This is a genomic window from Shinella sp. WSC3-e, from assembly GCF_945994535.1.
Lineage (GTDB): Bacteria > Pseudomonadota > Alphaproteobacteria > Rhizobiales > Rhizobiaceae > Shinella > Shinella yambaruensis.
Window position 1 is genome coordinate 2,875,651 of the sequence record NZ_OZ000530.1, and the last position, 12,215, is coordinate 2,887,865.

Annotated in this window: 9 protein-coding genes; all 9 read right to left on the reverse strand. The window is 64.4% G+C overall.

The features are described 5' to 3' along the window. Positions 1–193: 193 nt before the first annotated feature. Positions 194–1,789 carry a phosphoglycerate dehydrogenase gene (serA, locus tag AABF56_RS14290; RefSeq protein ID WP_244768350.1) on the reverse strand — a complete coding sequence of 532 codons (1,596 nt, stop codon included), beginning with the start codon at positions 1,787–1,789 and terminating at the stop codon, positions 194–196. 75 nt (positions 1,790–1,864) lie between these two features. After that, a complete protein-coding gene (locus tag AABF56_RS14295; RefSeq protein WP_272806433.1) occupies positions 1,865–3,046 on the reverse strand; it encodes a phosphoserine transaminase in 1,182 nt (393 codons plus the stop codon). A 177-nt stretch (positions 3,047–3,223) separates the two neighbouring features. Continuing rightward, positions 3,224–4,057, reverse strand: coding sequence for an outer membrane protein (locus AABF56_RS14300; protein WP_272806434.1), 834 nt, complete (start codon positions 4,055–4,057; stop codon positions 3,224–3,226). A gap of 207 nt (positions 4,058–4,264) precedes the next feature. Continuing rightward, positions 4,265–5,098, reverse strand: coding sequence for an outer membrane protein (locus tag AABF56_RS14305; RefSeq protein WP_272806435.1), 834 nt, complete (start codon positions 5,096–5,098; stop codon positions 4,265–4,267). 260 nt (positions 5,099–5,358) lie between these two features. Then, complete coding sequence (gene glmM / locus AABF56_RS14310) at positions 5,359–6,711, reverse strand: phosphoglucosamine mutase (RefSeq protein ID WP_272806436.1); 1,353 nt, start codon at positions 6,709–6,711, stop codon at positions 5,359–5,361. Positions 6,712–6,993: 282 nt separating this feature from the next. Beyond that, positions 6,994–8,916, reverse strand: coding sequence for an ATP-dependent zinc metalloprotease FtsH (ftsH, locus tag AABF56_RS14315; RefSeq protein WP_244768345.1), 1,923 nt, complete (start codon positions 8,914–8,916; stop codon positions 6,994–6,996). 200 nt (positions 8,917–9,116) lie between these two features. Continuing rightward, a complete protein-coding gene (tilS, locus tag AABF56_RS14320) occupies positions 9,117–10,403 on the reverse strand; it encodes a tRNA lysidine(34) synthetase TilS (RefSeq protein WP_272806437.1) in 1,287 nt (428 codons plus the stop codon). A 20-nt stretch (positions 10,404–10,423) separates the two neighbouring features. Beyond that, positions 10,424–11,419 carry a tol-pal system protein YbgF gene (gene ybgF / locus AABF56_RS14325; RefSeq protein WP_244768343.1) on the reverse strand — a complete coding sequence of 332 codons (996 nt, stop codon included), beginning with the start codon at positions 11,417–11,419 and terminating at the stop codon, positions 10,424–10,426. Between the two features lie 151 nt (positions 11,420–11,570). Next, complete coding sequence (pal, locus tag AABF56_RS14330) at positions 11,571–12,107, reverse strand: peptidoglycan-associated lipoprotein Pal (RefSeq protein WP_064331113.1); 537 nt, start codon at positions 12,105–12,107, stop codon at positions 11,571–11,573. Positions 12,108–12,215: the final 108 nt, after the last annotated feature.

Genomic DNA, 12,215 nt, shown 5'->3' on the forward strand with positions numbered 1-12,215 from the left:
CCTGTATTCCGTGAAGATCCACCCCTGATGCGGGCGCTTAAATCTTGTCTGGGTTTTCAATGTTGCCCTCGCCTGCAACATGGCCTCTTCGAGTTCCAAGTCGTGAAACCGCCTGATCCCGCGAATGCCGCCAGAGAAAAGGCCCGTCGGATCTCTCCGGCGGGCCTTTCTGTTCGTCTTGGGAGGACGAAGATCAGTCGACGTTGAAGACCAACGACTTGACCTGGCGGATGGCCGGGTTGACGCGCAACTTGTTCAGGACATCCTCGGAGACGGCGGCATCGACATAAAGCAGCGCGATCGCATCGCCGCCCTGCTTGTCGCGGCCGAGCTGGAAGTTGGCGATGTTGGCGCCCGCCTCGCCCAGCGTCGTGCCGATGAAGCCGATCATGCCGGGAACGTCGGTATTGGTGATGTAGACCATGTGGTTGCCGACGTCGGCATCGAGGTTGATGCCCTTGATCTGGATGAAGCGCGGCTTGCCGTCGGAGAAGACGGTGCCGGCGATCGAGCGGGTCTGGTTCCCGGTCGTTACCGTCAGGCGGATATAGCCGTCGAAGACGCCCGACTTGTCGCGCTTGACCTCCGACAGGATGATGCCCTTTTCCTTGATCATGACCGGCGCCGAGACCATGTTGACGTCGGCCACCTGCGGGCGGATGAGGCCGGCGAGCACCGCGCTGGTCAGCGCCTTGGTGTTCATCGAGGCCGTCGCGCCGTCGTAGAGGATCTCGATTTCCTTGATCGCGCTTTCCGTGACCTGGCCGACGAAGGCGCCGAGCACGTCCGCAAGGCGGATGAACGGCTTCAGGATCGGCGCCTCCTCGGCGGTGATCGACGGCATGTTGATGGCGTTGGATACAGCGCCCTTGACGAGGTAGTCCGACATCTGCTCGGCGACCTGGAGGGCGACGTTCTCCTGCGCTTCCGTGGTCGATGCGCCGAGATGCGGCGTGCAGACGACGTTCGGCAGGCCGAAGAGCGGGCTTTCGGTGGCGGGCTCGACCTCGAAGACATCAAAGCCGGCCCCGGCGACATGGCCGGACTTCAGGGCTTCCGCCAGCGCCTTCTCATCGACGAGACCGCCGCGGGCGCAGTTGACGATGCGGACGCCCGGCTTCGTCTTGGCGAGCGCCTCGGCGTTCAGGATGTTGCGGGTCTTGTCGGTGAGCGGAACATGCAGCGTGATGAAGTCGGCCTTGGCCAGCAGCTCGTCCAGTTCGACCTTGGTCACGCCCATCTCCTCGGCGCGCTCCTTGGAGAGGAACGGGTCATAGGCGATGACGTGCATCTTGAGGCCGATGGCGCGCGAGCAGACGATGGAGCCGATATTGCCGGCGCCGATGACGCCGAGCGTCTTGCCGGTGATCTCGACGCCCATGAACTTCGACTTCTCCCACTTGCCGGCCTGGGTGGAGGCGTCGGCGGCCGGAAGCTGGCGGGCGACGGCGAACATCAGCGCGATGGCGTGCTCGGCCGTGGTGATCGAGTTGCCGAAGGGCGTGTTCATGACGATGATGCCGCGGCGCGAAGCGGCCGGGATATCGACATTGTCAACGCCGATGCCGGCGCGGCCGATGACCTTGAGGTTGGTCGCCGCCGCGATCAGCTTTTCCGTCGCCTTGGTGGCCGAGCGGATGGCGAGGCCATCATAATTGCCGATGATCTCGGCGAGCTTGTCCTTGTCCTTGCCGATCTTCGGCTGGAAATCGACGTCAACGCCGCGATCGCGGAAGATCTGAACGGCGGTTTCCGACAGTTCGTCGGATACGAGTACGCGAGGTGCCATGAGAGGCCTCCTTCAATGGGTCCGGGAAGATGAGATAAGGGTGGCTTCGCCCGAAGGACGAAGCCAGTCGCAAAATCAGGCCGCGGCCTTGGCGAGCGTCGCCTTCTGGGTCTCGAAGGCCCAGGAGAGCCACGGCATCAGCGCTTCGAGGTCGGCCGTGTCGATGGTGGCACCGGCCCAGATGCGCAGGCCCGACGGGGCGTCGCGATAGGCGCCGATGTCGTAGGCGACACCTTCCTTGTCGAGGAGGGCGACGAAGCCCTTGGCGAAAGCGGCCTGGGCGTCGGCATCGAGCGCCAGCACGTCCTTGTCGGCGATCGTCAGGCAGACCGAGGTATTGGAGCGCGTCGCCGGATCCTTGGCGAGATTGGCGATCCACTCGTTCTTCTCGACGAAGTCGAAGATGACCTTGGCATTGGCGTCGGCGCGGGCCATCAGGCCCTTGAGGCCGCCGACCTGCTTCGCCCAGTTGAGCGCATCGATATAGTCCTCGACGCAGAGCATGGAGGGCGTGTTGATCGTCTCGCCCTGGAAGATGCCCTCGATCAGCTTGCCGCCCTTGGTCATGCGGAAGATCTTCGGCATCGGCCAGGAGGGCGTATAGCTTTCCAGCCGCTCGACGGCGCGGGGCGACAGGATGATGACGCCATGCGCGCCCTCGCCGCCCAGCACCTTCTGCCAGGAGAAGGTGACGACGTCGAGCTTGGCGAAATCGAGGTTCTGCGCGAAGGCGGCCGAGGTCGCGTCGCAGATGGTCAGGCCCTTGCGGTCGGCCGGGATGAAGTCGGCGTTCGGCACACGCACGCCCGAGGTCGTACCGTTCCAGGTGAAGACCACGTCACGGTCGAAGTCGATCGTGGAAAGGTCGGGGAGAAGACCGTAATCGGCCGTGATCTTGCGCGTGTCGGGGAGCTTCAGCTCCTTCACGACATCGGAAACCCAGCCCGAGCCGAAGCTTTCCCAGGCGACCATGTCGACGCCGCGCGGGCCGAGCAGCGACCACAGCGCCATCTCGACGGCGCCGGTATCGGAGGCCGGCACGATGCCGATGCGGTAATCCGCCGGCACTTCCAGGACGTCACGGGTGAGATCGATGGCCTGCTTGAGCTTGGTCTTGCCGATCTTGGCGCGGTGCGAACGACCGAGCGGAGCATCGGAAAGCGCTTCGAGCGACCAATTTGGGCGCTTCGAGCAAGGGCCAGAAGAGAAATGGGTATTGTTCGGACGCACGTCCGGCGGTGTGACGGTCTTCGTCATGATCGCTATCCTTCCAGATAGATAGCTCCTCGTTGGGGAGGAGTGTCCCGCCGCCGTGAATATGGAAGAGCCGTTTTCAAGTCAAGAGGATTATGTCGCGAACGAAAAATAATGCGGCGCAACGGAAACGGCGCGCCGGTTTCCCGACGCGCCGCCGCGCAAGCAAAAGAAGGGGTGTCACCAGGTGGTGACGCGGATACCGGCACGGAACTCATGCTTCTGGAAGCCCTCGTCCCGTCCCTTGACGCTGACCGAGCCGACGCCGGGCACCTCGGCCGTGCCGCCGAAGGCCTTGCCGCCCGCCATGTCGGAGAAACGATAACCGAGGTCGAGCTTGACGCGTTCGGTGAGGTCGATGGCGGCACCCGCCATCAGCGCATAGGTGAAACGCCAGCTGTCGTCGCCCTTCACGCGGAGCTCGTCGAAGGTCGCACCTGCGCAGGAGCCCGTGTCGTTCTGGCAGTTCGCCTGGGTGCGGAAGCTGTCCCATTTCATGTAGGTCACGCCCGCGCCTGCACCGACATAGGGCGTTATGCCGGCATAGGTTCCGAGATCCACATAGCCGTTGGCCAGGAAATGGGCCGCGCTGTAGTCCGCCTTCTGGCCGAGACGGCAGGTCGTGCCCGCCGGGGCCGCGATGCAGGGCGAATCGAGGTTCGAGCTGCCGCGCAGCGAGCCGTTGAAGAAGTCCGTCGTCAGGTCGGCGCGCAGGAAATTGTTGAACTGGTAGCCCATGCCGACGCCGTAGGAGATGGGCTTGGAGAAACGGGCATTGTCGAAATCCCCGTCAGCAAAGGTCGCGCCGAAGGCATCGATCCTGTAGTTCGGCTTGTCGTGCTTGACCCAGCCGGAGTAACCGAGATCGCCGCGGATATACCAGCCCTCGGCCACCGTGCTGCTGGAGACGTCGATTTCCGGCGCGTTGATGATGTCGAGATCACTCGCCGTCACGCTCGTCGCGACGAGGCCGGCAAGAATGGCAATACCAAGCGGTGCGATGCGGCGGAACATGGTCTCGATCCCTCAAGGCCGGCGGGCCGGCGGTTGCGTGATCGGCGCAGGGCCAGGCATCCTTAAGAGATTGCTGCCCTACACCGTTGGTTAACCATAAATCTTAAGGCATGAAGAAACGGTTAAGTGTCCGGATCTGCAACGCGTTCGGGAATGCGAAAAGGCCGCCCGGAGGGCGGCCTTGCAAGGCGGTCGGCAGTACGCCGCTTATTTGTAGACCGGCTGCTCGATCGGGATGTCGGCCGGCGGGATATAGGCCTGCTGCTCGCAGCCGTTGAAGGCGTAGCGCAGACCGGCGCGTGCCTCGTGGCTGTAGAAGCCCTTGTCGTAGCCCGGGCCGCCGCCGGCATTGAAGCCGAACATCTCGCCCTTGGTGACATGGCGGAAGCGATAGCCAAGGTCGGCCTTCAGGTTGCAGGTGACGTCGACGGAGGCACCGGCCATCAGCGCATAGGTGAAGCGCCAGCTCTTCCTGCCGCGATGTTCGAAGGTCGGGTCGCAGTTCGTCGGGTCGCCGGTTTCGCACGAGGTGTTCTTGAGGCCCTTCCAGTTCACATAGGTGCCGCCGATACCTGCGCCGACATAGGGCGTGACGATGCCGTAGGTGCCGATGTCGACATAGGCGTTGGCGAGGAGGCTGAGGGCGGTCAGCGAGGAGACGTCGGTGGAGGTGCAGTTCACGGCGACGCCGCAGCCGCCCGTCGTCGAGCCCTTGAACTTGGACTTGAACATGTAGTCGAGCGTCACGTCCGTGCGGAAGTGGTCGTTGATCTGGTAACCGACACCGCCGCCGATGGTGAAGCCGCTCTTCAGGCGCGTGGAATCGAAGCTGCGATAGGTGTCGTTCGAACCCTGGTAGAAGCTCGCGCCGCGCATCTTGTTATAGGACCAGCCCATGTCGCCGCGCAGATACCAGCCGCCCGTCTCGATGACGGTTTCCTGCACCGGCGCCTCGATGACCTCCGGCTGGTAGACATCGGCCGCATAACCCGACGTGCCCGTCAGCAGGACGGCAACCACGCCACTCAAAACTTTCCTCATGGCCTTGCTCCAATAGGCTTTGCTTGGGATGGCCGGCGCGCCGGATTCCAAGTCCCTCGATCAGCCACGGATAATGGCGAGGAAAGGTTAAGGGGCGATTAACTACAAAGATTTACCGTATTTGTTAATCGTCGTTCACGAATTCGGTAAAGGATGAATAAATTTCGGAAAGCTTCCGAAAGAAACTTCGACGCGACTTGAGCGCAAAAGAAAAGGCCGAAGCAGAGCTTCGGCCTTTTCAAAGAATGCGTCGGGCGGGCTCAGGCGGCGTTGCGCACGGAGCCGATCACGCCCACCAGCTCGTCGACGATGCGCTCCACCTGTGCCCGGTCGTCACCTTCCGCCATCACGCGGATCAGCGGCTCCGTGCCGGAGGGGCGGATGAGGAGGCGGCCGTTGCGGGCGAGCTCGCTTTCGGCATCGGCGATCGCCTGGCGAACCGCGGCGTCCTCCAGCGGCGAACCGGCCTGGATGCGCACGTTCTTCAGCACCTGCGGCACCGGCTCGAAGCGGTTGCATACCTCACTCACCGTCTTGCCGCTGCGCTTGACGCAGGCGAGCACCTGGAGCGCGGCGACAAGACCGTCGCCGGTCGTACCGAAATCGGACAGGACGATATGGCCGGATTGCTCGCCGCCGACATTGTAATCGTGCTGGCGCATGTGCTCGACGACATAGCGGTCGCCGACCTTGGTCCGCTGCAGGCCGAGGCCCTGGCCGGAGAGGAAGCGTTCAAGGCCGAGATTGGACATGACGGTCGCGACGATGCCGCCGCCGCGCAGCATGCCGTCCGCCGCCCAGCTTTCGGCGATGACAGCCATCAGCTGGTCGCCATCGATGATCTTGCCGTTCTCGTCGACGATCTGCACGCGGTCGGCATCGCCGTCGAGCGCGATGCCGATATCGGCGCGCACCTCATGCACCTTGCGCTGCAGGGCGTCCGGGTGGGTGGAGCCGCATTCGAGATTGATGTTGAGGCCATCCGGCTCGTTACCGATCGTCACGACGTCGGCGCCGAGTTCCCAGAGGGCGGCGGGGGCGACGCGGTAGGCGGCGCCATTGGCGCAGTCGATGGCCACGCGCAGGCCCTTCAGCGTCGTGTCGCGCGGCAGCGTGCGCTTGGCATGTTCTATATAGCGGTCATGCACGCCGTCGATGCGCTTCGCCCGGCCGATATCGGCGGCCTTCGCGAGTTGCGCCGTGATGTCCCTGTCGATCAGCTCCTCGATTTCCATCTCGATCTCGTCGGAGAGCTTGTAGCCATCGGGACCGAAGAGCTTGATGCCGTTGTCGTAGAAAGGATTGTGCGAGGCGGAGATCATCACGCCGATATCGGCGCGCAGCGACCGCGTCAGCATGGCGACGGCAGGCGTCGAGATCGGCCCAAGGATGAAGGCGTCGATGCCGGCGGCGGTAAAGCCCGCCACCATGGCGTTTTCCAACATGTAGCCGGAAAGGCGCGTGTCCTTGCCGATCACCACGCGGTGGCGATGCGCGCCACGGCGGAAGATCGTACCCACGGCGATGCCAACCCGCATGGCAAGGTCCGGCGTCATCGGGAAAATGTTGGATTGTCCCCGAATGCCGTCCGTACCGAAATAACGACGCTTCATAGTCACTCCTGAAAATCGCTGGCCGGGCGGCACTCGTGCCGCGCCCGATCCTGATGCGTTCATCCTGCCACGCCCAGCATTTAAGACGGGCCGCGGGGCGAAACTATTCTATAGCCGCCCCGTCGTTCAAACCTTAAACATCGTGCGGCCGCCCCATTTCCTTGCCACAAAAGCGAAAAAAGAGCATCCACCCACGCATCAGAATTCGTTACAGACCGTTACCGAAGGAAACGGCCGGGAAAGACTTCCCGGCCGTCTTCGATTCTTTTTCGGCGGCTCGCCTTATTGCGGCTGCGGCTCCAGTCCGCCTTCCGCCTCGCCGCCCTTCTTGTGGCCGGCCTTCGGCACGGCGGAACCACGGTGCGGCGGCGTGTCGTCACCGAGATCGCGCGCCGGCTTCTCGCCGCGGATGAGCGCCTTGATCTCGTCGCCCGTCAGCGTCTCATATTCGAGCAGGCCTTCGGCGAGCGCCACGAATTCGTGGTGCTGCTCGGTGATGATGCGCTTGGCCTCGGCATAGGCCTCGTCGATCAGGCGGCGGATCTCGTTGTCGATCTTCTGCGCGGTCGCCTCGGAGACGTTCTTCTGCTGCGCGACCGAATGACCGAGGAAGACCTCCTGTTGGTTCTCGCCATAGGCGACCTGGCCGAGCTGGTCGGAAAAGCCCCACTGGGTGACCATGGCGCGGGCGAGCTTGGTCGCCTGCTCGATGTCGGAGGAGGCGCCGGAGGTGATGTTGTCCTTGCCGAAGGTGATCTCCTCGGCGACGCGGCCGCCCATCATGATGGCGAGGCGCGAGACCATCCACTTGTAGCTCATCGAGTAGCGGTCGCCCTCGGGAAGCTGCATGACCATGCCGAGCGCACGGCCGCGCGGGATGATCGTCGCCTTGTGCAGCGGGTCGGCGAGCGGCACCTTGAGCGCGACGATGGCGTGGCCGGCCTCGTGATAGGCGGTGAGCTTCTTTTCCGCCTCGGTCATGGCCGAGGAACGGCGCTCGGCGCCCATCATGATCTTGTCCTTGGCGTCCTCGAACTCCTGCATGGTGACAAGGCGCTTGTTGCGCCGCGCGGCCATCAGCGCGGCCTCGTTGACGAGGTTCATGAGATCGGCGCCGGAGAAGCCGGGCGTACCGCGGGCAAGGACCTTGAGGTCGACATTCGGGGCCAGCGGCACGTTGCGCACATGCACCTTGAGGATGCGCTCGCGGCCAACGATGTCGGGGTTCGGCACGACGACCTGGCGGTCGAAACGGCCGGGACGCAGGAGCGCCGGATCGAGAACGTCGGGGCGGTTGGTCGCGGCGATCAGGATGATGCCTTCATTGGCCTCGAAACCGTCCATCTCGACGAGAAGCTGGTTCAGCGTCTGCTCGCGCTCGTCGTTGCCGCCGCCGAGGCCCGCGCCGCGGTGACGGCCGACGGCGTCGATTTCGTCGATGAAGATGATGCAGGGCGCGTTCTTCTTGGCCTGCTCGAACATGTCGCGCACGCGGCTTGCGCCGACGCCGACGAACATCTCGACGAAGTCGGAACCGGAAATGGTGAAGAAGGGCACATTCGCCTCGCCCGCGACAGAGCGTGCGAGCAGCGTCTTACCGGTGCCGGGCGGGCCGACGAGCAGCACGCCGCGCGGAATGCGCCCGCCAAGGCGCTGGAACTTCTGCGGGTCGCGCAGGAATTCGACGATCTCCTCGAGGTCCTGCTTGGCTTCGTCGACGCCGGCGACGTCCGCGAAGGTGACGCGGCCATGCGCTTCGGTGAGCAGCTTCGCCTTGGACTTGCCGAAACCCATCGCCCCGCGCGAGCCGCCCTGCATCTGGCGCATGAAGAACAGCCAGACGCCGAGGATCAGGAGCATGGGCAGCAGCGTGCCGATATAGCTGAGGAACCCAGACGAGCCATCCGTCTCCGGCCGCGCGCTGACGACGACGTTCTTCGCCTCAAGCCGCTGGACGAGCGAATTGTCGCCGGTCGGCGCGTAGGTCTGGAAGGTCGCGCCGGTCTCGACATAGCTGCCGACGATCTTGTCGCCGGTGATGACGACTTCCTTCACCCGGCTCGAGTCCACCTCTTTCAGGAACTGCGAATAGGGGATTTCCCGCGAGCCGGTCTGCGCCGGGCTCGTCTGGAACATGCTGAACAGCGCGATCAGCAAGAGGGCGATAATCGCCCACAGGGCGAAGTTGCGGAAATTGGGATTCATCGAACGTTCCGGGCACTTTCCCGGCCGGAGTTTCCCGGCCGCTTCTCTGTCGCCTAACATAGGGTCGCCATGCGGCCTTGCCAAGGCAAAGCACACGGGACCAGGGCTTTTCTCTCAATATCGTCAACGGCGAGGATGGCCCTGCAGCCGCCTGCCGTCGACATTGCCTCCATTCTACCACAACGCTTTCATGCGCGCCTTCATTCGTTCGGCGGAGACGAAAACGGCGCGCGCCCGAGAATCTCCGCGAGCGCATTGGCGAGCGGCAGGTCGAAGCGCGGCAGGAAACGGGCATAGGGCGCCACCACGGGCTCGATGGCGGCAAGATCCGCAGGCACCCGCCCGCCATGCTCGAATTCCAGGCGCGGCGCGGCGCGGCTGGCGCGCAAGGCGGGTCCGCCCAGTCCGGCGCCGTCATCCCGCCCTCGCCCGCTGCCGGCAGCCGAAACCATGATCGTCCGGCCGGTACGGTTGGCGACATGGTACCGCCCGTCCCAGACGGCCGCCGCGCCTGCCGGCAGGGCAAGGGTCTCGATGCCGCGGCATTCGCGGTAGAGGAAAAGGCCGTCGCGCCGGCGATCGAAGACCACGCGGCCGGCGGTCAGCCGCGACAGTGTGCCGCTGGCAAGGAATCCCCGCAGGCGACCGGCCGACGCCGCCTCAAGGGCATGTACCCGCCCCCCCGCTACCGCCGCCAGCACCAGAAAACCACGCCAGGCAGCCGGATCGACAAGGAGAGTGCCGACGGCCGCGGGTGCCAGCACGAAGAAGGCGCCCTCCGTCCGGACATTTTCGGCCAGGAAGGCGGCCGCGCACCGGGAAAGCAAGGCCCTGTCCCCGCCGGCAGGTTCGGGCGAAACGCCGCGCGCCCGAATGCGGACCCGCTCGAAGCGAGGATTGTCGTTGCTCGGATCCTCGCGCCAGCCTTCGCCGCGCGCGGCGAGGAAGGCGCGGATGGCCGCCCGGTCGATGGCGAGGAAAGGCCGCAGCAGCCAGACGGCACCATGGAGCAGGACGGCATCCGCCATCCCGGAAAGGCCGATCCCTTCCACCGACCGCGCGGCGCGCATCGCCACGGTTTCGTTCTGGTCGTCGCGCGTATGGGCAGCGAGAACGGCATCGGCGCCCATTTCCACGGCGGTGCCGGCGAGGAGATCGTAGCGCCTGGCGCGGGCGGCGGCTTGCAGGCCGGAAACCGGCTTTTCGCCTTCCCAGCGGCGGATGACGTGCCTCACGCCATGGCGTGCGCAAAGGGCGCCGACCCATGCAGCCTCCCCGGCGGAGCCGGGCCGCAGGTCATGGTCGATCGTGCAGGCGGAAAGGGTGATGCCGGGACAGCGCCCGGCCGCGCAGAGCGTGGCGAGCGCCACGAGAAGCCCCGTCGAATCGCTGCCGCCGGAAACGGCGACCAGCAGGTGCGCGGGATGCTTGAAACTCTTCAGGAAACGGCCCGCTGCCTCAAGAGCGGGATCGTCCGCATGGGCCACGGTGTTTCTTCCGTCCGCAATCAGCAGGACAGACGGCTCTGCTCGGACGAAACCTTGGTCTTCACGGCCTTGGAGGCGTTCGGGTAGCGCTTGTTCACTTCGCGCAGCGTCGCGCAGGCGGTCTCGCGGTTGTCGAGGGCGGCAAGCGACATGCCGAGCTTCAGCAGCATTTCCGGCGCCTTCTTCGACTTGCTGAACGTCTGGTGGGCGTTGAGGAAGGTCTTTGCGGCATCGTTGAAGTTGCCTTGCGAATATTGGGCCTCGCCCAGCCAGAAATTGGCGTCCGCCGCCTTCTCGCCCTTCGGGAAGATATCGAGATAGTCGCGGAATTCGCGTTCGGCGAGCTGGTAGTCGCCGGACAGAACATGGCCGTAGGCGACCTGATAGAGATCGTCTGGATTGTCGAGCGAGGCGGAAGACGACTGCGAGGCCTGCGGCAGGCCGTTCTCCACGCCCGGCAGCGAATTGTCGTTGCCGATCGAGGCGCTCTGGTTGTTCAGGTCCGGATTGGCGTCGGCACCGATCGGGTTGCCGTTCTCGTCGAAGCGGATCGAGCCCAGTTCCTGCGGCTGGGCACCGCCACCCGTGCCGAGCGTGTCGGTTCCGGCGGTGTCATCCGCCGGCCCCCTGTTCGTGGCGATCTGCTGGTCGGCAGTCCCGCCGTTCACCGGCTTGTCGAGGGCGCCGCTCTTGCCGGAGCCCCCGCTCTTGCCGCTTTCGAGATCCTGGAAACGGTACTCGTTGTCTTCCTGCGTCTTGCGAAGCTGCTCCTGCATCTGCAGGAGCTGGTAGCTCATTTCCTCGATCCGGCCGTTGAGGCTGCGGATCTGCTCTTCGAGCTGTCCGACGCGCGGATCCATGGCCTGTGCCAGGATCACGTTGCCCTTCTCCGCCCGCTCGCTTTGTGCCGGCAGGAAGCCGTTCGCAAGCGGGAAAAGCGGCGATGCGCTGATCGGCCCGACCATGCCTGCTACCGCTGCGAGACTGAGAACGCCTGCCGCGACAAGTTTCTTCATCTATCTTCGTCCTGTTGGTCCCATTGTACGCCGAAGCGCTGCCGAAGAGTTTTCCAAATACTCTCAAAAAGCAACGGAGTTCGGCCAAAGTGTGTTGAAAAAAGAAAGGCGGCCTCTCGGCCGCCTTTTCCGCATCCTTCCCGGGAAGGAATTACATGCCGGCGCCACCCAGAACGGTCACGGCGCGGCGGTTCTGCGACCAGCAGGAAATGTCGTCGCAGACGGCGACCGGCTTTTCCTTGCCGTAGGAGATCGTCTTCATGCGGTTTGCCGGAACGCCGCGCGAAGCGAGGTACTGGCGGGTCGCGGCAGCGCGGCGTGCACCGAGCGCGAGGTTGTATTCACGCGTACCGCGCTCGTCGGCATGGCCTTCGATCGTGATGGCGTAGTTCGGGTAGCGCTGCAGCCACTGGGCCTGACGGTCGAGCGTCGCGGCGGCATCGGCGCGAACCGACGAGGAGTCGGTGTCGAAGAAGATGCGATCGCCGACATTGACGGTGAAGTCCTGCTGCGAGCCCGGGGTTGCCGCGCCCGCGCCACCGTTGAGGCCGAGGTCGCCGGCATTGTTCGGCATGTTCTTCTTGGATGCGCAGCCGGCAAGCGCCAGCGTCATGAACAGGGCGATCATTGCCGGGTTGCGGGCGATGGTCTGCATGCGGCCAGCGGCCGGGGAATGAATGCGGCTCATGAGCCGGTCTCCTTGCATCAGTTCTTGCGTCAAGTTCGTTGAAGCGTCGGTTTCAATCAGGGTTGCCAGACTGTAACCGCGGTCGGTTAATCCGCGTTCAACGATTAT

Excerpts from the sequence above, each read along its gene's own strand:
- serA (WP_244768350.1), bottom strand. The coding sequence starts at position 1,789 with ATGGCACCTCGCGTACTCGTATCCGACGAACTGTCGGAAACCGCCGTT.
- AABF56_RS14295 (WP_272806433.1), bottom strand. The coding sequence starts at position 3,046 with ATGACGAAGACCGTCACACCGCCGGACGTGCGTCCGAACAATACCCAT.
- AABF56_RS14300 (WP_272806434.1), bottom strand. The coding sequence starts at position 4,057 with ATGTTCCGCCGCATCGCACCGCTTGGTATTGCCATTCTTGCCGGCCTC.
- AABF56_RS14305 (WP_272806435.1), bottom strand. The coding sequence starts at position 5,098 with ATGAGGAAAGTTTTGAGTGGCGTGGTTGCCGTCCTGCTGACGGGCACG.
- glmM (WP_272806436.1), bottom strand. The coding sequence starts at position 6,711 with ATGAAGCGTCGTTATTTCGGTACGGACGGCATTCGGGGACAATCCAAC.
- ftsH (WP_244768345.1), bottom strand. The coding sequence starts at position 8,916 with ATGAATCCCAATTTCCGCAACTTCGCCCTGTGGGCGATTATCGCCCTC.
- ybgF (WP_244768343.1), bottom strand. The coding sequence starts at position 11,419 with ATGAAGAAACTTGTCGCGGCAGGCGTTCTCAGTCTCGCAGCGGTAGCA.
- pal (WP_064331113.1), bottom strand. The coding sequence starts at position 12,107 with ATGAGCCGCATTCATTCCCCGGCCGCTGGCCGCATGCAGACCATCGCC.